Source organism: Amycolatopsis sp. NPDC049253 (genome assembly GCF_040678995.1).
Taxonomy (GTDB): domain Bacteria; phylum Actinomycetota; class Actinomycetes; order Mycobacteriales; family Pseudonocardiaceae; genus Amycolatopsis.
This window is the reverse complement of record NZ_JBFAQX010000030.1, coordinates 42354-65115: the sequence shown is the minus strand read 5'-3', so window position 1 is coordinate 65115 and position 22762 is coordinate 42354. Positions and strand designations below refer to the sequence as shown.

Below are 22762 nucleotides of genomic sequence, written 5' to 3'. Positions count from 1 at the left end.
TACCGTTGACGCGACCGTCTGCAGCCAAGGAAGATTGAAGTCCTGAAGATGCACGACCCCGACCAAGAGTTCACGCCCCTAAGGGATGTCTCGTAACCCGGTCTCGGTCTCGCTGGGCCGGTAGGTGATCATGTTGTTGTGGTGCAGGTGATCACAGCGTTGCGGCCGGAGTGGATTGTCCCGTTCACCGGGCTGGAGCCGGGGCAGTTCCGCAAGCTGGTGCGGCTGGTCGCGAAGCGGGGCGGGGACGAGATCGCGGATGGCCGGCCGGGCCGGCAGTGGGCGTTGCCCCTGGCAGACCGGGTTCTGCTGGTCGCGACCTAGTGGCGGAAAAACCTGACGATGCGCCAGATCGGCCCGCTGTTCGGGGTATCGCACTCCGCCGCGCACCGGGGGAAGCGACACGATCGGCCCGCTGCTGGCTCTGGCGCCGGTCCGCACACGACGGATCGATGCAGTCGCGATCGTGGACGGCACTCTGGTCCCGACCCGGGATCACCGGCTGGCCACCCCGTCGAAGAACTACCGCTACTCGAGCAATGTGCAGGTCGCCATCGATGCCGAGACCGGATTGGTGATCGCCACCGGCGATCCGCAACCGGGCAGCCGCAACGACTGCACCGTCTACCGCGACTCCGGCATCGCCGAACAACTCGCCGACTGGCCGGTCATGGCTGATGTCGGCTACCAAGGCAACCCCGACGTTGTCATGCCTTATCGCAAACCCCGTGACGGCAGCGAGTTGCCGGGCTGGAAGGAAGACCTCAACGCCACCCACCGCAAGGTCCGAGCCCGCGTCGAGCACGTTCTGTCCCGGATGAAGAACTTCAAGATCCTTCGCGACTACCGCCGCGCCGCGAGCACGCTCGCCCACACGGTGTCCGGAATCGCGAACCTGCACAACATCATCCTCGACGTCTGATCGCAACACCAGCCCCACCAACCACAACACCAGTAACGAGACATCCCTTAGCGCGACGAGCACGGCCATCGCCTGGTCGTGCATGACGGCTGCCACCGCCCCGTTGCCTTTTTCGTGGCTCCTGATCAAGGAGCTGTGGTCACCAGGCCCGGCATGACTAACGCCCCCAGTCGCTTCCATGATCCGGGGGGTGGTGTCACCGGGTCTGGTGGCATCGAGGGACCGCTGATAGGGACACGGCCACCAACCGGTAGGTCTCGATGCCCCTATTGTTCGTCAAGCAGCGTGGTGTGCTGGCGCAGCCTGTGGATCGGGTGCGGTGATGACCCGGTGGAGCTCGCGGGCGATGTACCGTTTGAGGCACCGGACTGCTTCGCGTTTGGTCTTGCCCTCGCGGACTCGTCGGTCGATGTAGTCGCGGGTGCGCTTGTCCCAGCGCAGGCGGACCAGCACGATGCTGCGCAGGGCGGAGTTCGCTTGGCGGTCGCCGCCGCGGTTGAGTCGGTGGCGTTGCGTTCTGCCCGAGGACGCGTCCACCGGGCTGACGCCGCACAGCGCGGCGAACGATGCTTCGGTGCGCAGTCGTTCGGGATTGTCGCCAGCGGCGATGAGGAGGGTGGCGGCGGTGTCGGGTCCGACTCCATAAGTGCCGAGCATGGCGGGGTTGTGGCCGGCCAGGACCGCGGCGGTCTGGGCGTTGAGGTCGGCGATTTCCTGGCTGAGCCGGTCGATCCGGCATGCGAGCAGGCGCAGCGTGAACCGGGCGGCCGTCGCGGTGTCTGATGGCGTGGCGGGTGCCCATTCGTTGTATCGCTGCACGAGTTTGGCGGTGCTGAGGTCCCGCAGTTCGTCGCGCAGCACCGGGTCGGCCGAGACCACAACGGCCTTGAGTTGGTTGATGGCCTGCGTCCGAGACTTGATGGCAGAGGTCTTGGCCACCTTGAACATGCGCAGCATCGCCACTGGCCCCTGGCCGCCCTTGGCCAGCGCGCTGGCCTGCCCGTTCAGCACGGAACGGGCCGCGGACTCGGCGTCGATGGCGTCGTTCTTGCCTCGCCGCCGGCGGTTGGCCTTGTCAGGCTGGTTGACCTCAAACACGTCGACGTCAGCGGCCGCCAGATGACGGGCGAGCGCAGCTCCGTAGGAGCCCGTGCACTCCACGCCCGCCCTGCGCACCACGTCGAACCCGCGCGCCCACTTCACCAGAGCGTGATACCCAGCTCGAGTGGTCGGAAATGCTTTGCTGGCAAGCAAAACGCCCAACGCGGTGACCACGGCGGCGACGTGAAAATCCTTGTGGGTGTCGACCCCCACGACCACCTCCTGGCCGTCGCAGACGTGGTGCTGGAAGGAGGGGCGAAGGGTGCTCGGCACGGTTTACTGGCTCCTGCTCTGATCGAAACGCCGGTGGCTGGCCGACGCCGGGCCGATCAGGCGGTCAGGACTGTGAAGATGCGCAGTGCGGCAAAGCCCCTATCGGGACACGCCCCACCAGCCCGGCGGCAGCAAGCACCGCCCTGGGGTGTACCAAGGATCTTGGACAGGGTCTCTCGTTTGAGAGGATGGGTGTATGTCCGAGCAGCGTCGGAGGTTCAGTGCGCAGTTCAAGGCTGAGGCTGTGCAGATGGTGATCGAGACCGGCAAGCCGGTGGCTGAGGTCGCGCGTGATCTGGGAGTCAACGCGGGCACGCTGGCCAACTGGGTCAACGCGTGGCGGCGAGAGAACCGTGGACCTGAGCAGCCGGTGAGTCCGTTCGAGCGTGCTCGGGTGGCGGAGATGGAAGACGAGATCCGCCGGCTGCGGATGGAAAACGAGTTCCTGAAGAAGCCGCGGCCTTCTTCGCGCGGACGTCGCAGTAGCCGAGCGCTGCGCCGTGATCGACGCGGAGAAGGCCCACTATCGGGTCACCTGGATGTGCCGGCTGCTCGGGGTGCCACGCTCGTCGTTTTATGCTTGGCGCCAACGGGTAGACACCGAGACCGCCACCCAGGCCCGCCGCCGCGAGTTGAGCACGCACGTGACCCGGGTGTTCGCCCGGGGACGGGGCACCTACGGCTGCCGCCGGGTCGCCGCCCAGCTCAACCGGGAGGGCCACGCGTGCAGCGTCGGGTTGGTCGCCGACGTGATGCGTGAACTCGGGCTGGCTGGATGTCAGCCACGGGCCTACAAACGCACCACCGTGCCCGGCGAAGAGCCGGTGCACAGCCCGGACTTGATCGGTCGCGCGTTCACCGCGCAGGCGCCGGGGCGACGGCTGGTCGGAGACATCACCTACCTGAAAACGGGTGAAGGGTGGCTGTATCTTGCGACCGTGATCGACCTGGCCACACGGATGGTCGTCGGTTGGCAGTTGGCCGATCATATGCGCACGAGCCTGGTCATCGACGCCCTGGACATGGCCATCACCCACGGACGCCTCGACCCGGGCGCGGTGTTTCACTCCGACCGCGGCACGCAATACACGTCCGCCACGTTTTCCCGGTTCTGCAGGAAAAATCATGTCCGCGCCAGTGTCGGGCGGACCGGGGTGTGTTGGGACAACGCCGCTGCCGAGTCGTTCTTCGCCTCACTGAAAAACGAGATGTATCACCGCGAACCGTTCCCCACCCGCGCCCGTGCCCGCTTCGCCGTCGCCGACTACATCGAAGTCTTCTACAACCGGAAACGACTCCACAGCAGCCTCGGCTACCGAACCCCCCGCCGAGGTACTCGAAGACCACCTCACCGCCACCGCGGCCTGAGGAAACCCACCGAGGACCGTCCAAGATCCTTGACACACCTCACCCCGGACCGAAGCCGACAGATCGAGACAAAGACACATCGGTCAGTCGTAACGCGGGTCAGGCCACAGCCCGGGACGGCACCCCGTGATCATCACAGTCGTAACGTGGGTGCCGGCCATCGATGCTCGACCGGTGACCACGTCGCGGCGAACGAACGGCACGGTGGATGAACAGCAGCTTCGGGGTGTTCCTCGGCCTGGATGTCGGCAAGGGTGACCACCACGCGGTCGGCCTGGACCCGGGCGGGAAGCGGCTGCATGACGGGCCGCTGCCCAACACCGAACCGTTGGCGACCTGCCGTGGCGAGGCTGGCTGTCGGCGAAGGCAAGCTGGCGTTCTACGATAATCCGGCCGAGCATTGGATCCATCTACGCACCGCCACCCCAATCGAGCTGGCCTTCGCCACGGTGCGGCCCGCACGAACGTCACCAAGCGACCGGGTTCACAGGTGCACGGTTGGCAATCGCGCTCAAACTCATCGAGTCTGCCCAGACCCGCTGGCAGGCGGTCACGCATTTCCCGCCCGAGGTTGACGACTCCGGCTATGTGGCTAGTGCGCGTGTCCGTAAGGGTCTTGAACCCCCACGCCGCTGAGCAGCGCATCTTCTGACCACAAGCTACAGCTTGCAGATAAAACTCCTGGTCAGGGAACTGCCTATGTGTCCGAGGACGATCTTGCACGTTAGCCACACGCCTGCAACTCCCCGGTTGACCTGCAGGTTCTCACTAGTTGAACCCGAAGCCACGCCGAGCCCATGGGGTAATTGAGTGTCCGAGAGTTGCGCGCTAACCACACGCCTGTCGCTCGGCTCGCGGACCGAACGTTTCTAAGGGGAAGTCGGTCGCATGACGACGCCGACATGTGGGGCCACCGATAGTTGATCGAAGTCGCCAACGGCGATGATCAGCTCTCGCTTCCGCCGTTCGACATATGTCCAGCCCGGTGGCGGTTGGGCGGCGTCCAGCACTCAGCCCGGCTGTTCCCCCTTCCGGTTCTGCCTTGTCGGTGAGTCGCAGTAAGATCCACTGGGCACGTTCCGTCACTTGATGGAACCTAAAGTAGGAGGAGTTGGATGCGCGACACCGTGCTGCGGTCATGACCGCGCCGGGCCGCGATCTGCGGCTGATGCAGCAGCAGGCCGGCGAGCTGGACGCGCAGCTCGCGGCCGCGAGACACACCGCAAGGTCGGCCGATCAGCTGGTCAGCGCGATAGTGACGGGCCAGGGAAAGCTGGTCGACCTGCGGATCGACGACCGGGCGCTCCGTGGCGCGCACGCGCAGAAGCTAGGGGTCGGCATCGTCGACGCCATCCGGAACGCGCGCAACGAGGCGCTGGCGTCGTCGTTGCCACAGCTGAACGCGCTGTTCGGCAAACAACCACCGCCTCCACCGGCCACGGGCTCCGCACCGCAGCGGCACGCGACCGCGCCGGAACCTTCCCACTACCCGCCCGAACCGGACGACGACCAGAGCTTCGAGGAGCTCGACTTCCTGACCGACGAGCCGGAGCCGGGAGGTGGACGCTGGTGATCAGCGAAGAGCAGCTCTACAACCTCGCGAAAGAGATCGACGCGCGCGTGGCCGCGGTCGAGCAGGCCGCGAAGGCTGGGGAGAGTCTGCCGCTGGTGCTCGACATCGGCGCGGGTCTCGGCACGGTGACAGTGGACGGCTCGGGCGGACTGGTCTCGGTGGACCTCAACCGTGACGCGGTTGCCGGGCAGACCGGAACAAGCCTGTCCGGGCACGTCCTGCGTGCGATCAACAACGCCGAATCGGCGGCGTCCACGCGACGCAAAACCATGGTCGAGGACGCGGCACGGGAGATCAGATGAGCAACGGTAACTTCTACCCGCTCGGCAACGCGGCGGCCGGCTCGCGTTTCGAGGTCTACCCCGAGGCCCTGCGGGCGGCGACAGACGACGTCTTCGCCGCGCGGGAGAAGGTCGTGAAGTTCGGCATCAACGACCTGTCGCCGATGGTTCTGCGCGACGACGATGTCGGGCTGCTGGGTGTCCAGTCGGACGTGGTCACAGCCTTCAACGATGCCATCGCAGGGATCCGAGACAAGACCGGCAGGGGCGCGGTGCAGCTGGAACGGTTCGCGGAGGCGCTGGACAAAGCGGCGGACTACTACGAGACCCAGGACGAAGAGGACTTCAAGCAACTGCGCGCGAAAGAAGAGGGGATGAACTGATCATGCCTACATCGATACCCGCCCCTCCAGGCCCGCCAGCACAACCGAAACCGTATCCGGAAGAAGCTGACGGGAAGATCCGTAAGATCGCCGAGCTTTTCGATCGTGGCGACATCCTGCAACTGCTGGAAGACGTCCGCAACAACCTGCTGGGCAACGCCGTTCAAGTCCAAAACTTGGCCATGGAGTTCGCGAAGAACCACACCCTCGCCGATGCCGGCGACAACATCGACGAAGCTGTGCAGGCGGTGAGCGGTACCTGGAGTGGGCGCGCCGCTGACCAGTTCACCACCTACGCGAGCAGGGTCGGAAAAGCTCTCGAAGGTCAGCAGAGCGTCGTCGCCGGCATGTCCGGTGTCCTCACCGACATCGCCGGCTGTGTGATCGAGACCTACAGCAAGGCCATCGAGTTCATCGGTGCATGCGCTGTCGAGCTGGGGAAGCTTGGTTACAAGACGATTATTGCAGCCGTGACCTCGGTGATTCCCATCGCGGACATCTTCACGTCGAAGGACCTGATCGACGCGGTGGTGGACGCGTTCGCAACCCTCGTCGAGTCGATCGTCGGCTTGTTCGCACAAGCCCGAGACACGTTGGGCGGGTTCAAGCAGAAAGCCATCGCTCTGGTGCAAGGCAACACCGATTTCCCGGATATTCCCGACCTGCCCGGCAGCTCCGGAATAGATGACGAGAAGCAGTGGCGCGTCGAGCCGTCGGCGGCCCCGGCATGAGGGCGTGGGCGTTGGCCGGGCTTGTGGTGCTCGCCGCGGGTCTGCTCAGCGGGTGTGGTCCGGCCAAGCCGCACCGTCTGCTCTCGCAGCCTCCGGCTCCGGCGCAGACCGGTGCGCCGCTGCCGTTCACCCAGGTTGACCGGCCCGTCGACCTGGCCAAGTTCGACTCGGACCCGTGCAGCCTGCTCACCAAGGACCAGGCCGCGGCCGTCGTGGCTGACCCGCCCAACGACATCCGCGCGAACAGGCGAGCCACGCTGCCCGCGTTCGGCTGCTCGTGGACCAACCACGGCGGAGCACTTTTCGAGGCCCTCAAGCCGGTCCAGGGCCCGAGCACCCTCGCCGAACTGTCAGTCTCCCCTCTGAAGAAGGACGGCGAACTCGACCCGTGGACCGAGACGTCGATCGCCGGCCTCCCCGCGGTCGTCTACCACGTCTTCCGGCACACCTACGAATGCTCCGTCTCCGTCCAAGTCACCCAAGACCAGATGCTCACCTTCGACATCCAAGGCAAAGACCTGCCCGGCAGCTACTGGGACAACGACCGCTGCGGCGGACTCGCGAAAATGGCCGAATTCGTGATCGGCAATCTCCGGCAAAGCTGAAACTCCCGGCACCGAGACATCGGCCTCGTTGAGAAGATTGCGCTCTCCGCCATGGGTGCAGCCGTTCGAGTGCAGACCTGTTGCGTCACGAGACGCCGGACTGTCGCGTTTCAGCCTTTCCCGATGACGATCGACGGCGAGGAGCGGCATGACTGCCGTTGCCCACTCGGTTGCGAATATCGGTGCGGCCACTCCTCGCCGTGGGGATCCAGACGCCGAACGCGAAGCGACGGCGTACGCGGGCTGCGCTTCGCCTTCTACGGCCGGATGTCGACGACCGAGCTCTAAGATCACGACACGTCGCCGCGCTGGCAGAGTGAAGTGTCCGAGGAGACGATCCGAGGGCATGGCGTGATCGTGACGGAGTGCTTCGACGAGGGCTGTTTACGTCGGCTGCCGTGGTGCGAGCGACCCTGTGCGGCGGGGTTGCTGGCTGAAGCTCGACGCCCAGATCGCAAGTTCGACGCGGTTGTCGTCGGTGAGTACGAGCGGGCGTTCTACCGCGATCAGTTCACCGCTGTACTGACGATGTCGAGCGAGCGTGGGTCACGCAGATAGGGATTTGGCAGTCCGTTGGGCCCGACAGCGGGAACGCCGACCTGGATGGCGCAAACCACCATGTGCGCGCTGCTGTGCGCAGCGTGCTCGCACCTGACGTCGCACGAGGGCTGCGGGTACGCGGTGTGGAAGGCCCTCGGGTGGGGGGACGCGGCGGTGATGCCGAGGGGCGTGCGGGTACACGAACACACTGGCGATGCGATCGCCGGGCGCGCCGTGAACCTGAGCCGTGGTCTCGCACGGATAAAGTCGACCGGGAGAGCGGCGGAGCATCGATTCGTGGCTGGTTCGTTCGTCGTAGAAACAGACGGGCCGAACGGAGGCCCCGAACCGATGGGATGCGTGAGATGGCGAAGTACCTGCTCCTCATCTATGGGGACGAGCAGATCTGGGAAGCGGGCTCCGCGCAGGAGAGGGCGGAGGTCGAAGCCGGGCATGCCGCGTTCAACGCCGCAGCCGGTGCCGCGGTCATCTCCGGCCACGAGCTTCTGCCGACGGCGACCGCGACGAGCCTGCGCGGCAGCGTGAGTGGCCGACCGACGCCGACCGACGGACCGTTCCTCGAGTCCAAGGAAGTGCTCGGCGGCTACTACGTGGTGGAAGCACCCGACCTGGACGCTGCGGTCAAACTCGCCGAGCGGCTGCCCGAGCTCAGGGTCGCGCACAGCGGGGTCGAGATCCGGCCGATCAACGAGCCGGACTAGACCGGATCGGCGCGCCTTGACCGGGAACGTCGACGTCACGGAGGCGGTCGCGCAGGCGCACCGTCGCGAGTGGGCCAGAGTGCTCGCCGCGACGGTGCGTGTCGTGCGCGATCTCGACCTTGCCGAGGAGTGCGTCCAGGACGCGTACACCCAGGCTCTGCGGAAGTGGACGGTGAGCGGAGTGCCCGCCCGGCCGGGCGCGTGGTTGACCAGTGTCGCGCGCAACCGGGCGAAGGACCTGCTGCGGCGGGAGTCGGTCCTGCGCTCGGCGTTGCCGTTGCTTGTCACGGACGACATCGTGACCGGGCCGGAGGACAGGGCGGGCCCGCAAGCCGTCGGCGACGACCGGTTGCGGCTCATTTTCACCTGCTGTCACCCGACGCTGTCTCGCGATGCCCAGGTGGCACTGACCCTGCGACTGGTGTGCGGGCTGTCCACGACCGAAGTGGCTCGGGCCTTCTTGGTGCAGGACACAGCGATGGCGGCGCGGATCACGCGGGCGAAGGGGAAGATCAGCGGTGCTCGGATCCCGTATCGGATGCCCGACCCCGCTGACCTTCCCCGACGTGTGGACTCCGTTCTCGACGTCGTGCACCTCGTCTTCACCACCGGCCACGTCACGCCGGTCGGCAACCAGCTCGTACGGCGGGACCTCGTCGACGGTGCCCTCCACCTCGCCCGCACCCTGCACCAGCTGCTGCCCGGCAACACCGATGTCGGCGGCCTGCTGGCGTTGCTGCTGCTCACCGACGCCCGCCGGGACACCCGGATCTCCGAGGACGGGGCGCTGGTCCTGCTCGCCGACCAGGACCGGCGACGGTGGGATGCGCAGCAGATCGAGGAGGGCACCGCCCTGGTGACCCAGTCGTTGCGGCGTACGGGGCCGACGAGGTACTCGGTCCAGGCCGCGATCGCCGCGGTGCACGCGGAGGCGGCGACCTGGGAGGACACCGACTGGGTGGAGATAGTCGGGCTGTACGAGGTGCTGCGCCGTTTGTGGCCGTCCGCGGTCGTCGACCTCAACTGGGCCATCGCCATCGGATTCCGAGACGGTCCGGAGGCCGGCCTCGCCGCGCTCGCGCCCCTGCTGGACGAACCCGCGCTGGGCACCCACGCCTACCTGAGCGCGGCCCGCGCCGACTTCCTGCGCCGCCTCGGCCGGTGGCCCGAATCAGCCCTGTCATACGAGGAGGCCCTGACGATGACCGACAACGAGGTGGAACGCGCCTTCCTGCTCAGACGGCGCGAAGAAGTCGCGCTCCATCTCGACTGATCCAGTGAGCGGCGCGGGCTCAGTGTTCGGCACACCTGCACACATGTGGTGGTGCCAGCCTCGGGAACTGGGGAGTCGACACGTTCCCACTGTGAGGAGAGCCAGCCGACCATGCACGCCGCCGGTCTGCTTGCCTCATCAATCCCGTGGTCGCCAGTCGGTGAGACCGCGGGCCGAGCGGCGGCTGGATCTGCTGACGTAGCCTGCTCACCTTCCAGGTGTTCCCATGACCCACGCGTTTTCACGAGGGTCGTCGGTGAGCTTTCAGTCGGCTGCCACTCACCGACGAGAGCCCGCCGTCCGGGCGCGGAACACCTGAATCGATGCGCTCCACGCCCAAGCGGAGATGGTCCCCTTGCTCCAGAGCCAGCCGTAACGTCCTTGAAGACAACTGCCGTGAGCTCGGCGGAGTCGACGGCGGCGTCGGTCGATATGCCTGCGACGCCCAGGTTTCACATAACTCGTGCCCGAAGCTGGATTCGCCACTGGCTGCAGTGGCCTCGAACGACTCTGTCAGGTCGCTCACCAGGCGCGTGCGGCTAGCGAGCGTATCCCTGAGGGACTTGTACCCCCACGCCTCTGACCAGCATGTTCACACGTAAGAACTCGCGGCCGAAAGAGAATTCGCTGGCCAGAGACCAAGCTGTGTGTCCGAGGGGGGACTTGAACCCCCACGCCCGTTAAGGGCACTAGCACCTCAAGCTAGCGCGTCTGCCATTCCGCCACTCGGACTTGCTGATGAAGAGAGTATACGACCCCCGGAGGCCTGTTTTCAGGGGGGTGTCACCTGATGTTCAAGGGGTGGATGGGATGATCATGTGTTTTGCTCATGGCGTTTAGCACCAGGTGTTTTGGCAGGTCAGGGTGCCTTTTGGTGGGTTGAGGGCGGTGTCGCCGGCTGGGTGGGCCGTCGATGGTGGCGTGGGGGCGTTGGGGGCGAAGACGAGCTGTGTGGCTGTGGCGTTCTGGTTGAAGCGCGATTGGTTGCGGGTGTCCCGGTGTTCGGCTGCCGGGTGAGGCCGGTTGCCAGGTGGAGGCGTTTGGTCCCAGTGGGAGCGACAAGGCGATTCTGCGACCAGGAGTAGCCGATGTTGGCAGGGGTGGGGCAGTCGAGGCCACGTCGGCTCAGCTGTCGGCCTTGCCTGCACGCGCGAGCCTCGCACCCCTTCGCCGGCTCGACGTTCTAGCAGGTCAAGCCGGGGAAGACCCTTGGTGGGGCGGATGCGGTGCTCGGTGGGGGCGCCGGCCGGAGGCTGGGTGGTCTGCCTTCGTATTCGGCGGCGTGCCGCGTGGTTGTGGGTGTCGGTGAGGCTGGAGAAATGCCGGCGTCGGGCGTGCGGCAGGTGGAGGTGGTGCCCGTGCGCGCGGAGGTAGGCGATGACCACTGGGTGAGTGAGGCGGACCTTCAGGCTCGAAAGGGAACCGAGGGTGGAATCCGGACGTCTCAGACCTGTCGAGTGTTACGTTGCCGGCGCGGAATGTCACTCGGCTCGTCGGCGGGCGCCGCCTGGCGAGTGGGGACTGTGCGGAAGGAAGCTCTGTGGGGTTCGAGGTCGATGTGGAGAACATCAGCAACGCCGCGGCGAAGCTCGGGCGGGGGACGCCGCCGGTGCTGTCCGTGCAGGGGGCGCCGAACGTGGGGGGCACGGATCGGGCCGGTGGCTTCGCGGGTGACTACGAGGTGTGGTTGCTGACCCGGCAGGAGGATCTGGACGCGGCGCGGCAGCAGGTGGACAGCCTGGTCGAAACGATCGGCAGCGCCGCGAAGAGTTATGACGGCAGCGACGCCGAGGCGCGCGGCGTGTTCCTGAAAGCGCTGGACAGCGGGTTCGGACGGATCGACCGGTGACGGCGGTGTTCGACAAGATCCGTGAGCTCGCCGGGAAAGTGGAGAGCGGCAGCACGACCGAGCTGGATGATCGGGCCCGGGCCTGCAGAGCGGCCAAGGAATCGGTGAAGGACGCCAAGGCGCTGCTGGAAAGCGTCCGCGCGCAGTTGAGTGAGGGGTGGCACGGAGGGGCCGGGGAGTCGGCCCTGGCGTCGCTGGATGCGTTCAAGAAGAACCGCGAGGACCAGGCCGAGGATCTCGAGGAGTCGGCGAAGTCGTTCGAAGTCGTGCGGGACGCGCTGGCGAGGGCGCAGTCCGACGCCCGGAGCAAACGCGAGGACGCCGAGAAACTGCAGGCGAAGCTCGACAACGTCTGGAAAGACCTCTCGAACGGCAAGGGCAACATGGTGTTCGCCTGGGCGCAGGACAAGATCATCAAGGCCGAGGGCCTCGTCCTGCTCGCCGATCTGCAGCGGGTGGTCACCACCTACGACGCGGTCCTGCTCACCGAGGGACTGAAGCTCCGCAACAGAACCGGCCAGGTGTGGGAGCTCGCGGGCTCCGAGAAGCGGAACCCGGCCGAGATCGCCGCGATCATCCTGCGCGAGATCCCCGGCATCGCCGCGCTCGTCGCGAAGAACCCGAAGCTCGATCTCGCGCTGCTGAAAGGCGATTGGGACACGATCATGCGCGACCCCGAGGTCGCGCAGAAGATCTACGACTACTTCGGCTTCAAGTACGTCGAGGGCGGCGACTTCTACACCACCGGCGAGCACTCGGTGCAGAGCTACCTCGGCTGGCACGACATCTACGACAAGATGGAGAAGCTCATCGGCGCGGACCTCGACCGCACCAGCGCCCAGGGCGACAACATGGAGTTCACCGACCCCAAGACCGGGAAGCAGTACCGGCTGGAACTGTGGAAGGGCAGCTACGGGTTCGGCGGCGCGTTCGGCGGCGAGGTCGGGTTCTACACGCGCGACGCCCAGTCCCAGGACCCGTCCGGCTACTTCTCCGCCGCGCAGGGCGACGACCAGATCAAGGTGACCCAGCAGATCTACGACAAGCAGAGCGGCAAGGTCTACTTCACCAACGACGGCCAGGGCGCCGACGGCACCGACAAGCGGCACTTCTGGAACCTGGCGATCCGCTCCGATCCGGGCGTGCACCCCGAGCAGCTGGGCCAGCGGGCCACGATCGAGGTGCGCGACACCGACATGCGCGACCGGATCTACCACGAGATGACGCGATACGCCGCCGCGCACCCCGAAGAGAACCTCACCGTCACGAAGGTGTCCGACCACCCGCCCGTGCTCAGCTACGACTGGAAAAAATGACCCAGCGGGGTCACAACGACGTCAGCGGCTTGAACTCCCACGGCTCGTCGTCGTCTTCGCTCCTCCCCCGGCCTCCGCGGCTCCCCCGCGCCGGAACCTCGCGGTCGGCGAGACCGGCGAACACCTCGGCGACGTCGATGAGTCCGGCGACCTCGTCGGCGACGCCCCGGCCGTGTCGTTCGTCGACCTCTTCCAGGCCTTCGCGCAACACGGCGACCGCGGCGTTCCTGGCTCGGGCGCGCAGCGTGCGGGCCAGCTCTTCGGACGTCTCGCCGGCCCGTCTCGACTCAGTCATGGGCCACACAGTATCCGGCCGGGTGGGCGAAAAGGCCCATTTCGCGCTTCACTCGACGAGAGGCTGTCTCGACGGTGCCGAAGGGGCAGAACACCAGAACCCCGGCCGACACAGGGTCGGAGACTTCCTCGCCTTGTCCGTCGGCGGCTCGGGTCAGCTCGGCACCACGAACAGGTGGGTCATCGCCGAGGTGTGGTTGGGCGTCGATCCGTTCACACCGGTCTCGTCCGTGAGGCCCGCGGCCGCGCCGCCGACGGTGCCGGGGTTGCCACCGAGGTGGGTGGTCGTCACCTTGGCGCTGAGCTGCGTGCAGCCGGGGTTCACGGGCACCTTGGTGTAGAGCGGGATGGCGGCGTGGTTGACACCCCGCACCACGGTTTCCTCGGTCTGGGCCACGAGGGCATTCGCGCAGCTGGGGCCGCCGGAGGTGGTGACGGTGAGGGTCAAGCGCGCGGTGGAGTAGTGGATCTTGCTGTCGGGGCCGGTTTCATGGCCGCGGTGGTACTCGACGTCCGCGATGACGGCGAGGTTCTTGTAGCCCGAAGGCATCGTCGCGTTGACGATCGGCGCGACCGTGCTCGTGGTGACGGGCAGATTCCCGACCGGCAGCGACCGCTGCATCGCGGTGCCGTTGACGTCGCCGCCGACCGCGGTCGAGGCGAACCGCAGGGTTCCCGCGACGGTCTCCTGAGCCACCGACGGCGAGGTCGACGCGGTCCGCAGGGACAGCGTGCAGTTCAGCGCGCCGGTCTTCGACGCGGTGACGAGGAACCGGTTGACGATCGTGATGTCGCGCAGCGCCGGGTTGGGGTTGGTGGACGGGAGGACGTTCTCCCCCATCACCACGTTCGACGCGCCCGCGCCGGAGCAGCGGATCTCGTTGTCGATGAGGTTCGCCTGGTCGGCGTTCCAGGCGCGCAGCTCCGAGTAGACGTAGGCGGTCGCGCCGGCGTCGATCTGCGTGCTGATGGTGGCCAGGGGCACGACCTTCTGGGTCGGCTTCTCGGGCGGGTTCGCCTGTAGGTTCGGCGCGTGCGGCACGCCGGCGATGACGGTCGGGCCGAAGTCCTGGCTGGTCGCGGCGGGAGCGGCGACCGCCGGGGCGGCGCCGAGCCCGGTCAGGGCCACGGCCAGGACAGCGGCGGCGTACCGGGCCCGCCGTGCACGGTCGTTCATGCGTTCCTCCGAGGCCAAGGCCGTGGCCTTCCCGGTTGCTCGACGCGGCCGGGTGGCGGACCGTCCCCCTCGTCGACGGCCCACCACCCGCACCGGAACCACTGCGTCACGACGGGGACGCGAGGCGACCGCGTTCGTGAGGCCCGAAGAATCTAGGCAGCCGCCCCTACACAGCCCCTACACGTCGCCTACAGCACGGCCCGCGATGACGAGCGCTGCGGGTACAGTCTCTGCTACGCTGCGTTGTCGTTTACTCAGCTTTGGGCGGGGAGCTGTGGGGGACACCGCGAGATTCGGGATCTTGGGCCCGCTGCGCGTGACGAACGCCGGCCGGCCGGTGAAGTCCGCGGGACCGCGGCAGCGGGCGCTGCTCGCCGCGCTGCTGGTGCGTACCAACCAACCCGTCGGGCTCAGTGGCCTCGTCGAGGCGATGTGGGGCGAATGCCCGCCGAACTCCGCCATCGCGAACGTGCACACCTACGTGAGCCGGCTGCGACGCGACCTCGCCGGGATCGGGCTTCGGGACCTGCTCGTCACCGACAACGGCGGCTACCGGTTGCTCGTCGAGCCGGATCAGCTGGACAGCCACCGGTTCCAGACCTCGGCCGACGAAGCGCGCACGGCGCTGGCCGCCGGCGACTCCGTGAAGGCGGTGGCCGTCTGGGAGGACGCGTGGACGGCGTGGCGCGGCGACCCGCTGGAGGACGTCCCCTGCGCCGGGTGGCTGGAAGCCGAGCAGGTGCGGCTCGAGCAGACGGCCGCCGCGGCCCGGGAGGACTTCGCCGACGCGCGCCTGGCGGCCGGCCAGTACAGCACCCTCATCCCCGAGCTGGCGGCGCTGGTGCGGCAGCTGCCGTTGCGGGAGGGACTGTGGCAGCGGTTGATGCTCGCCCAGCACCGTGCGGGCCGGCGCGCCGAAGCGCTGGAGACTTACCACGCGCTGTGCGGCGTGCTCGTCGAAGCGCTCGGCGTCGAGCCGTGCGGCCCGGTGCAGGAGCTCCACCAGGTGATCCTCAGCGGTGAGCCGCCCGAGGCCGAGGGAGTGCGGCCGATGCAGCTGCCGCCCGACATCGACGACTTCACCGGACGGGAGGCCGAAACGGCCGAGCTGCGCGACCTGCTGACCCGGCCGTCGAGGTCGGTGGTGGCCGCCGTCACCGGCAAGGCGGGCGTCGGCAAGACGGCGCTGGCCATCCGGGTGGCGCACGAGGTCGGCGAGCACTTCGCCGGTGGTCAGGTCTACGTCCGGCTGGGCGGCGCCGGATCGTCGCCGCAGGAGCCGGCGACCGTGCTCACGAACCTGCTCGTGGCGTTCGGCGTGCACCCGCACGCGGTGCCGGAGGACGTCGAGTCCCGCGCCGCGCTGTACCGCTCCCAGCTGGCCGCCCGGCAGGTGCTGATCGTGCTCGACGACGTCACGAGCATGGCGCAGGTCCGCCCCCTGCTGCCGGGTTCGGCCGGATCCGCCGTGCTCGTCACCAGCCGCGTGCAGCTGGTGGGCGCGCGTACGGTGCGCCTCGACGTGCTCGGCGCGGAGGACTCGGTGCGGCTGCTGTCGTCGATCGCCGGCCCGGCCCGGATGACCGCGGAGCCGGCCGCCGCGGCCGCGGTGGCCCGCTACTGCGGCAACCTCCCGCTGGCCCTGCGCATCGCCGCGTCCCGGCTGGCGCGCCGCGGCCAGTGGACAGTCGGACGGCTGGCGGACCGGCTGGCCGACGAGGGCACTCGGCTCAACGAGCTGCGCATCGACGACCTCGAAGCGCGCACCAGCCTGGCGTGGAGCTACGAAGGGCTGGACGAGGTGCAGCAGCGGGCGTTCCGCTTGCTGGGCCTGCTGGAGGTCCCCGACTTCCCCGCCTGGGTGGTCGCCGCGCTGCTGGAGGTGGACCTGCCGGCGGCCGAAGACATCGTCGACAGCCTGGCCGACGTGCACCTGGTGGAGCTCGCCGGCACCGACCCGGCCGGGCAGGGCCGCTACCGCTTCCACGATCTGCTGCGGGTGTTCGCCCGCGAACGCGCGAACGCCGTTGACTCGCCCGACGACCGGACCGCGGCGCTGCGCCGGGCATTCGGCGCCTGGCTGGATCGGGCCGTGCGCGCGGAGGCCGGCCTGCCGTGCCGCTTTCTCAAGGTGCGGCTCACGTCCGGGCCCCCGGCCACGGCCGAGAAGCTCCCGGCGGATCCCCTCGTCTGGCTGGACGCCGAGCGGGACGCGCTCGTCGCCGTGGTCGAACAGGCCCTCGCCCTGGAGATGACCGCGCCGGCGTGCGACCTCGCCTGCGCGCTGACCACCTTGTTCGACCTGCGCAGCCACTACGACCTGTGGCGGCACACCCACGAGCTCGCGCTGGCGGCGGCCGTGGCCACCGGGGCGCGGCGCAGCCGGGCGATCCTGCATCAGGGCCTCGGCGCGCTGGCGTTCTACCGCGATCGCTACGGCGAGGCGAGCGAGCACTTCGCGCAGGCGCAGGGGATCTTCGCCGAGATCGGCGAGATCCGGGGCCACGCCTACTCGAACCTCGGCCTCGGCAGTGTGCACCTCTACCACGGCAAGCACGACGAGGCCGCGGCCGAACTGGGACAGGCGCGGGCCGGCTTCGCCCGGTGTGCGGACGCCAGCGGCGAGGCCTTCGCCCTGCAGGCGTTGAGCATCGTCCACCGAAACCGCGGAAACCTGGAGCAAGCCGCGAAATGCCTCGACCGCGCGCTGACGACCTTCCGCGGTCTGGGCAGCCGCTACGGCCAGGCCTGTGCGCTGTTCAGCCTCGGGCTGCACCACCAGGCTCGAGGCGACCGCGAGTCAACCGAACGGGCGCTGGTCGAAGCCGTGGACCTGTTCCGCGCGGCCTCCTGTCCGCGCGACGAAGCGCTGGCCCTGCACGTGCTGGCCGCCACCTGCGCCGCGCACGGCGATGCGGACCGGGCGTCGAAACTCATGTCCCAGTCACTCACGGTCTTCTCCCCCGAGGACGAAAGCGTCGGCAAGGCCTGCTCCCTCTACAGCCTCGGCTGGGTGGCCCACCGCAACCAGCGCCTCGACGAGGCCGCCGCGTGTTTCGACGAGGCGTCGCGGCTGTTCGAACGGCTCAGCATGCCGCTGCACAACGCCCGGGCGCTGTCCGCGTTGAACGACCTCGGGCTCAGCCTCCCAGTCCGGTGAAGCTGATCGTCTTCGTCAGGTGCCGTTGCAGCACCACGAAGACCAGCAGGCACGGCAGGCCCGCGATCGTGGCGGCGGACATCAGCTCGCCGGCGGCCGGGTTCCCGGACTCCAAAGTGGACAGCCCCACCGTCAGGGTGCGCATCGAGTCGGAGCGCGCGATCACCAGCGGCCACAGGAAGTCGTTCCAGTGCCACAGGAACACGAACACCGCGAGCGTGGCCAGCACCGGGCGGCACAACGGCAGCACGATGCTCAGGTACACCCGCCAGTCCCCCGCGCCGTCGACCCGCGCGGCGTCGAAGACCTCGTCGGGCAGGGCGCGGATGAACTGCCGCAGCAGCAGCACGGCCTGGGCGTTGGCCAGCGTCGGGACGATCAGGCCCCAGTAGGTGTCCGACCAGCCGAGCCGGGCGATCACCACCAGCGACGGCATCAGCAGTGCCTGGAACGGCACCATCGTCGTGGACAGCATCGACCACAACAGCACTTCGCGGCCGCCGAACCGCTTCCTGGCGAACACGTACGCGGCCATCGACGACGAGAGCAGCACGGCCACCACGGAAACCACCGAGTAGACCACCGTGTTGGCCGTCCAGCGCAGGAAACTCCCGGTCGAGAGCACCTCGGCGAGGTTGTCCAGGGTGAACGAGGTGGGCAACCGGTACGGGATCGTGGGCGCGTTGCCCGGCGAAAGGGCGACGACCAGCATGACCACGAACGGGCCGACCGCCACCAGCGAGGACAGGGTCAGCAGGACGGCCGGCCAGACACCGCGGCGCATCACGGGTTCCGCCCGAAAGCCCGGCGCTGGGTGAGCGACACCAGCAGCACGATGGCCCACAGCGCCACCCCGATCGCGGCGGCTCCCCCGACATCGAAGTACCGGAAACCGTAGTCGTACACCGCGTAGGCCAGCGTGTAGCTGGCCCGCATCGGACCGCCGCCCGTCATCACGTACACGGTGTCGAACACCTGGAAGGCGGCCATGGTCTCCACCACGACGACGAAGAACACCGCCGGCCGCAGCGCGGGCAGCAGCACATGGCGCAACCGCTGCCACGCGCTCGCGCCGTCCACCTTCGCCGCCTCCAGGCAGTCGGCGGGGACGTTCCTGATGCCGGCGAAGAGCACCAGCATCGCGTAGCCGAAGCCCTTCCAGACGCCGACCACGGCCAGCGTGGGCAGCACCAGCGACGGGTGCTGCAGGAACCCGGTGGGTTCGAGCACCCACCGCCAGACGACGCCGCTCAGCACCAGGCTGGTGGCATACGGCGCGAACAACGCCGCGCGGAACAGGCCGCGGCCCCACGGCACGGCGTGCAGCAGCACCGCGGTGCCCAGCGCCACCGCGACGGTGAGCGGCACGTACACGGCGACATAACCGAGCGTGGTGCGCAGGCTGCTCAGGAAGATCTCGTCGTGGGCGAGGCTGCGGTAGTTCGCCGCGCCCACGAACCGCCATTCGCCGTCGAGGCGGTAGTCGGAGACGCTCAGCCCTACCGCCCCCAGCATCGGCAGGAACCGGAACAGGGCGAACAACACCAGCACGGGGAGCAGGAAGACGAGGACCGTCAACGACTCCCGCAACCGCGCCATCAGCCGCTGCCGAGCAACGCGTCGACTTCCCCGGCGGCGTCCGCGAGTGCCTCCTGCGGGGTCTGCTCGCCGAGCAGCGCCGCCTGCAGGTGGGGCGCCAGCAGGCCCATCACCTTGCGGGCCTGGGGATGGGCATCGCCGGCCGAGGTGAACGGCAGTGCCCGGGCGAAGCTCTTGTGCACGTCGTCGCCCGCCGGGGGCGAGTCGGCCCAGGGCGTGACGAAGCCCGAGTCGGCGCAGAGCTCACCGACCAGCGCCGGGGACGTCAAGTAGGCGAGCAGTTCCCGCGCCTCGGCCGGCTTCGTCGTGCCCCGGAGCAACGACAACGCGCCCGGCGTCCCGAACGACACCTGGCTCCGGTTCCGCAGCGGCGCCCCGATGACGGTGTTCCGGGCGCCGATCGCGGCGATGACGTCACGGGCCGCGGCCTCGGTCATGGCCGGCGACATCGCGGCCCGGCCCGTCGCCACGGCGTCGTCGGCCAGGCCGCTGCCTTTGGTCGCCACGTCCTCCGGCAGGCCGTTGGCGGCTTCGAGGCCGACGAGAAATCGCAGCGCCGACACCCCTTCCGCCCCCGCGAAGGCGCTTTTCGTGCCGTCGGCGGTGAACACGTGGCCGCCGGCCTGCCACAGCAGCGGGTAGAAGGTGAGGTTCAGCGATTCCTCGGTGGACCCCGAGTAGTCGACGATCGGGACGCCCCGCGCGGCGAGCTTCGGCGCGTCCGCCTCGACCTCCGCCCAGGTCCGCGGGAGCCGGGTGATTCCGGCGTCCGCGAACAGCTTCCGGTTGTACACGGTGGTCGTCACGGTCCGGTACAGCGGCACGCCGTAGGACTGCCCGTCCACGCGCAGCGCGTCAAGGACCTGAGGCGAGTACGCGGGCGCGCCGCCGGCGAGGACGTCGTCGACCGGTTGCAGTGCCCTTTCGGCGACATACTGGGGAATCATGTCCGACTGCAGCAGGACGACGTCGGGGCCGTCACCGGCCATGAGCGCGGCGCCGAGCTTCTCCTCCCGGCCCGCCCAGGGCTGCAGCTCGATGTCGAGGTCGGCGCCGTACTCGCGTTCGAAGCCGGTCTCGACCTTCTGCCAGAAGGCCCGGCTCTGCGCCTGGTCCTCGATGACCGGGTACATCCACAGGGTCACCACGTCGTCGCGGGAGCCTGTCCCGCAGGCCACGAGGGAAGCGGCGGTCAGCAGGAGCGCCGCCGCCGCTTTCGGGGGTCTCATGCCGTCGGGTCCTCTTCGCCCTCGAGGCCGAGGAGGCGGGCCGCGTTCCGCCCCATCACGTGGTCGTACTCGTCGTCGGTGAGGTCGGACTCCGGCACGACGCCCATCGCGACGGCGGGGTCGACCGGGGTGCTGCCGGTGCCGAACAGCATCTGCTCGAGCGGGTCGCGGTCTAGGGCGTGGCGGAACCGGCCGCGGTCGGTGATCGAGCAGCACGGTTCGAGGCAGAACCGGTCGCTGCGGCGGGCCGCCTCGACGGCCGTCCGCCACGCCGGCCCGCCCAGGTGCCCGGCGATCGCCCGCAGGTCCGGGTGCCGCTCCGGCACGTCCACGAGGCCCAGCGCGGTCTCGTCCCCCGTGTGGACCAGCGCCGGCAGCCCGGCCTCGGCGGCCGGCGCCCGCGCGTCGCGGATCGCCGGCGAGGTCAGCGGCCGGCTCGGGTAGGTGGTGTGCACCTTGACGTACCGGTCCGCGAGCCGGTATTTCTCCGGTTCGCGCGCCGTGGCGGCGAGGTCGTGGGGGTTCACCACCACGTAGCCGAGCAGGCGCGGCTGCGTTTCGAGGACCTCCGCCGGCCGGCTGTTGCCGGACACCATGTCGTAGGCCACCGCCTCCGAGGCGGAGACGACGTGCCGGTCGAGGCTGTAGCGGTCCATCAACGCGAGGTTCAGCTCGACACTCCCCACTTCCGTGCTCGAGAACCACGACCCGGCGTGGCCGTGGACACCGATGATCATGCCGGGTCCGCCGGTGACGCCGCGGCGGTGCCACCGGCAACCTGCCGCCATGCCGTTTCGTCGAGCCCGGCGGTGCGCAGTCTCAGTGCCGAGGGCAGGACGTCGTTGCAGCGGAGCACGCGAACCATTGGCCGGGTGGTGCGCGCCCACCTCCCCCGCGATCCTCTCGATCGAGCCGGGGACGCACACGAGCCTGATCAGCACCGTCCCCGACCTCGCCGCCAGCGCCACCATCCACTACGACGCCGGGGAACGTGCCGTCGCCGATTTCGTCGCCCGGCGCACGGGCCAGCCCACGGACTCGCTCTACCCGCTCACCGTCGGCCGCTCGGTGCTCGCCACCTGCCGCGCCGCCTACGAGCGCTGGTCCGCGCGCGCCGACGCCGACCTCACTGTGTACCTGGAGGCCGCGCTGAAAGCCCTGGCCGCCGGGTTCGCCGACCCCGTGCTGACCACCGAGCCCGATCCGCCGGCCGAGCGCGGGTGAGACGTGCCGAATCCTGCCCGGCACCAGCGGAAACAGCCCTATACTCGGCGGCTGTGATCGACGTCCGACCGCCGGCACCGGAACGAGCTCGGGCGTTCCTGGACGACCGGAGACCCCCGACACCCTGCCTCGTGATCGATCTCGACGCGGTGCGGGAAAGCCACGACCGGCTGCGTGAGGCGCTGCCCGAAGCGCGGATGTACTACGCGGTGAAGGCCAACCCGGCTCCGGAGATCGTGCGGTTGCTCGTCCGGGCCGGCGCGGGCTTCGACGTCGCCGGCCGCGAGGAGATCGAGCTGTGCCTCGCCCAGGGCGCGCGGCCCGAGCTCATCTCGTACGGCAACACCGTGAAGAAGGCGCGCGACATCGCGTTCGCGTTCCGGGCCGGGGTTCGCCGGTTCACCTTCGACAGCGCCGAAGACCTCGCCAACCTCGCCGAGCACGCACCCGGGTCGACGGTGTCGTGCCGCGTGCTCGTGGACAGCTCCGGCTCGCAAACCCCGTTCGGGCAGAAGTTCGGGTGCGCACCGGAGATGGCGGTGGACCTGCTCACCCGCGCCGCCGCCCTCGGGCTCGACCCGGAAGGCGTCGCGTTCCACGTCGGCTCCCAGCACCTCGACCCGCGGGCGTGGGAGGCCGGGATCGCCACCGCCGCGAGGGTGACGCGCGACGCGGCGGCGCGCGGTGTCGCGTTGCGCGGCCTGAACATCGGCGGCGGGCTGCCGGGCCGGTACACGACCACTCCCCCACCGCTCGCCGAGTACACGGCGGCCATCCGAGCGGCGATCGCGCGGCACTTCCCCGCGGCGCCGGACCTCGCGTTCGAGCCCGGCCGGGCCGTGGTGGCCGACGCCGGGCTGATCCGCAGCGAGGTCGTGCTGGTGTCGCGCAAGTCCGTGACGGACGAGAAGCGCTGGGTGTATCTGGACATCGGCCGCTACGGCGGGCTGGCCGAGACCGAGAACGAGGCCATCGCCTACCGCCTGGAGACCGCGTACGACGGAACTCCCGACGGCCCGGTCGTCGTCGCCGGCCCCACGTGCGACGGCGACGACGTGCTCTACCTCCGCACTCCGTACCGCCTGCCGCTCGGGTTGACGGCCGGTGACCACGTCGACATCCTGAGCGCGGGCGCCTACACG

Annotated in this window: 18 protein-coding genes, 1 tRNA gene and 3 pseudogenes; 14 read left to right on the top strand and 8 right to left on the bottom strand. The window is 68.8% G+C overall.

All coding sequences use genetic code 11. From position 1 onward, the window contains the following. Positions 1-141: 141 nt before the first annotated feature. Positions 142-922, top strand: a pseudogene (locus AB0K15_RS39685) (transposase family protein). 276 nt (positions 923-1198) lie between these two features. On the opposite strand, the gene AB0K15_RS39680 reads toward AB0K15_RS39685, so the two are convergent. Beyond that, entirely contained in the window at positions 1199-2236 is a 1038-nt protein-coding gene (locus AB0K15_RS39680; protein ID WP_364063064.1) for an IS110 family transposase, read from the bottom strand. Positions 2237-2492: 256 nt separating this feature from the next. Here AB0K15_RS39680 and AB0K15_RS39675 point away from each other — a divergent pair. The 8 genes and pseudogenes from AB0K15_RS39675 to AB0K15_RS39640 form a co-directional block, all read left to right on the top strand. After that, positions 2493-3621, top strand: a pseudogene (locus tag AB0K15_RS39675) (IS3 family transposase); the annotation flags it as partial. 1181 nt (positions 3622-4802) lie between these two features. Continuing rightward, positions 4803-5237 (top strand): YbaB/EbfC family nucleoid-associated protein, encoded by a 435-nt coding sequence (locus tag AB0K15_RS39670; protein WP_364063061.1) that lies wholly within the window; start codon positions 4803-4805, stop codon positions 5235-5237. Then, complete coding sequence (locus AB0K15_RS39665; protein WP_364063058.1) at positions 5234-5539, top strand: hypothetical protein; 306 nt, start codon at positions 5234-5236, stop codon at positions 5537-5539. Before AB0K15_RS39670 ends, AB0K15_RS39665 begins: the two co-directional genes overlap by 4 nt. Further along, positions 5536-5901, top strand: a complete 366-nt coding sequence (locus AB0K15_RS39660; RefSeq protein WP_364063055.1) for a hypothetical protein — start codon at positions 5536-5538, stop codon at positions 5899-5901. Before AB0K15_RS39665 ends, AB0K15_RS39660 begins: the two co-directional genes overlap by 4 nt. A 2-nt stretch (positions 5902-5903) precedes the next feature. Beyond that, on the top strand, positions 5904-6632 hold the full coding sequence (locus AB0K15_RS39655) for a hypothetical protein (RefSeq protein WP_364063052.1): 729 nt from the start codon (positions 5904-5906) through the stop codon (positions 6630-6632). Then, positions 6599-7237 (top strand): DUF3558 domain-containing protein, encoded by a 639-nt coding sequence (locus AB0K15_RS39650; RefSeq protein ID WP_364063049.1) that lies wholly within the window; start codon positions 6599-6601, stop codon positions 7235-7237. The genes AB0K15_RS39655 and AB0K15_RS39650 overlap by 34 nt, the downstream gene beginning before the upstream one ends. Positions 7238-8142: 905 nt before the next feature. Beyond that, positions 8143-8499: a YciI family protein gene (locus AB0K15_RS39645; RefSeq protein WP_364063046.1), complete on the top strand. Its 357-nt coding sequence runs from the start codon at positions 8143-8145 to the stop codon at positions 8497-8499. A 16-nt stretch (positions 8500-8515) separates the two neighbouring features. Next, a complete protein-coding gene (locus tag AB0K15_RS39640) occupies positions 8516-9772 on the top strand; it encodes a DUF6596 domain-containing protein (protein WP_364063043.1) in 1257 nt (418 codons plus the stop codon). 648 nt (positions 9773-10420) lie between these two features. Here the strand turns inward: AB0K15_RS39640 and AB0K15_RS39635 are convergent. Beyond that, positions 10421-10504: transfer RNA gene (locus tag AB0K15_RS39635), tRNA-Leu, on the bottom strand. Positions 10505-11312: 808 nt separating this feature from the next. On the opposite strand from AB0K15_RS39635, the gene AB0K15_RS39630 reads away from it, so the two are divergent. Both AB0K15_RS39630 and AB0K15_RS39625 read left to right on the top strand, forming a co-directional pair. Further along, entirely contained in the window at positions 11313-11621 is a 309-nt protein-coding gene (locus AB0K15_RS39630; protein ID WP_364063040.1) for a hypothetical protein, read from the top strand. Continuing rightward, complete coding sequence (locus AB0K15_RS39625) at positions 11618-12937, top strand: DUF4474 domain-containing protein (RefSeq protein ID WP_364063037.1); 1320 nt, start codon at positions 11618-11620, stop codon at positions 12935-12937. Before AB0K15_RS39630 ends, AB0K15_RS39625 begins: the two co-directional genes overlap by 4 nt. A 10-nt stretch (positions 12938-12947) precedes the next feature. On the opposite strand, the gene AB0K15_RS39620 is transcribed toward AB0K15_RS39625, so the two are convergent. Both AB0K15_RS39620 and AB0K15_RS39615 read right to left on the bottom strand, forming a co-directional pair. Then, on the bottom strand, positions 12948-13232 hold the full coding sequence (locus AB0K15_RS39620) for a hypothetical protein (RefSeq protein ID WP_364063034.1): 285 nt from the start codon (positions 13230-13232) through the stop codon (positions 12948-12950). A gap of 153 nt (positions 13233-13385) precedes the next feature. Next, a complete protein-coding gene (locus tag AB0K15_RS39615) occupies positions 13386-14408 on the bottom strand; it encodes a hypothetical protein (RefSeq protein ID WP_364063031.1) in 1023 nt (340 codons plus the stop codon). A gap of 301 nt (positions 14409-14709) precedes the next feature. Between AB0K15_RS39615 and AB0K15_RS39610 the strand changes: the two genes are divergently transcribed. After that, positions 14710-17568 (top strand): BTAD domain-containing putative transcriptional regulator, encoded by a 2859-nt coding sequence (locus AB0K15_RS39610; RefSeq protein ID WP_364063028.1) that lies wholly within the window; start codon positions 14710-14712, stop codon positions 17566-17568. Here AB0K15_RS39610 and AB0K15_RS39605 read toward each other — a convergent pair. From AB0K15_RS39605 to AB0K15_RS39590, 4 genes are read right to left on the bottom strand one after another with little or no spacing between them, the layout of a single operon-like run. Then, positions 17549-18352, bottom strand: a complete 804-nt coding sequence (locus AB0K15_RS39605; protein ID WP_364063025.1) for a carbohydrate ABC transporter permease — start codon at positions 18350-18352, stop codon at positions 17549-17551. The two genes, AB0K15_RS39610 and AB0K15_RS39605, sit on opposite strands and share 20 nt — an antisense overlap. Beyond that, on the bottom strand, positions 18352-19167 hold the full coding sequence (locus tag AB0K15_RS39600) for a sugar ABC transporter permease (protein ID WP_364063022.1): 816 nt from the start codon (positions 19165-19167) through the stop codon (positions 18352-18354). Before AB0K15_RS39600 ends, AB0K15_RS39605 begins: the two co-directional genes overlap by 1 nt. Next, positions 19167-20396, bottom strand: coding sequence for an extracellular solute-binding protein (locus AB0K15_RS39595; protein WP_364063019.1), 1230 nt, complete (start codon positions 20394-20396; stop codon positions 19167-19169). Before AB0K15_RS39595 ends, AB0K15_RS39600 begins: the two co-directional genes overlap by 1 nt. Next, on the bottom strand, positions 20393-21133 hold the full coding sequence (locus AB0K15_RS39590; protein WP_364063016.1) for an amidohydrolase family protein: 741 nt from the start codon (positions 21131-21133) through the stop codon (positions 20393-20395). Before AB0K15_RS39590 ends, AB0K15_RS39595 begins: the two co-directional genes overlap by 4 nt. A gap of 127 nt (positions 21134-21260) precedes the next feature. Between AB0K15_RS39590 and AB0K15_RS39585 the strand changes: the two genes are divergently transcribed. Both AB0K15_RS39585 and AB0K15_RS39580 read left to right on the top strand, forming a co-directional pair. Further along, on the top strand, positions 21261-21620 hold the full coding sequence (locus AB0K15_RS39585) for a hypothetical protein (RefSeq protein WP_364063013.1): 360 nt from the start codon (positions 21261-21263) through the stop codon (positions 21618-21620). After that, a pseudogene (locus tag AB0K15_RS39580) lies at positions 21617-22741 on the top strand (type III PLP-dependent enzyme); the annotation flags it as partial. The gene AB0K15_RS39585 and the pseudogene AB0K15_RS39580, both read left to right, overlap by 4 nt. Between the last annotated feature and the right edge of the window lie 21 nt (positions 22742-22762).

Coding starts and splice junctions, on each gene's coding strand:
- AB0K15_RS39600 (WP_364063022.1), bottom strand. CDS start 19,167: ATGGCGCGGTTGCGGGAGTCGTTGACGGTCCTCGTCTTCCTGCTCCCC.
- AB0K15_RS39655 (WP_364063052.1), top strand. CDS start 5,904: ATGCCTACATCGATACCCGCCCCTCCAGGCCCGCCAGCACAACCGAAA.
- AB0K15_RS39645 (WP_364063046.1), top strand. CDS start 8,143: ATGGCGAAGTACCTGCTCCTCATCTATGGGGACGAGCAGATCTGGGAA.
- AB0K15_RS39605 (WP_364063025.1), bottom strand. CDS start 18,352: ATGCGCCGCGGTGTCTGGCCGGCCGTCCTGCTGACCCTGTCCTCGCTG.
- AB0K15_RS39670 (WP_364063061.1), top strand. CDS start 4,803: ATGACCGCGCCGGGCCGCGATCTGCGGCTGATGCAGCAGCAGGCCGGC.
- AB0K15_RS39660 (WP_364063055.1), top strand. CDS start 5,536: ATGAGCAACGGTAACTTCTACCCGCTCGGCAACGCGGCGGCCGGCTCG.
- AB0K15_RS39620 (WP_364063034.1), bottom strand. CDS start 13,232: ATGACTGAGTCGAGACGGGCCGGCGAGACGTCCGAAGAGCTGGCCCGC.
- AB0K15_RS39615 (WP_364063031.1), bottom strand. CDS start 14,408: ATGAACGACCGTGCACGGCGGGCCCGGTACGCCGCCGCTGTCCTGGCC.
- AB0K15_RS39595 (WP_364063019.1), bottom strand. CDS start 20,396: ATGAGACCCCCGAAAGCGGCGGCGGCGCTCCTGCTGACCGCCGCTTCC.
- AB0K15_RS39590 (WP_364063016.1), bottom strand. CDS start 21,133: ATGATCATCGGTGTCCACGGCCACGCCGGGTCGTGGTTCTCGAGCACG.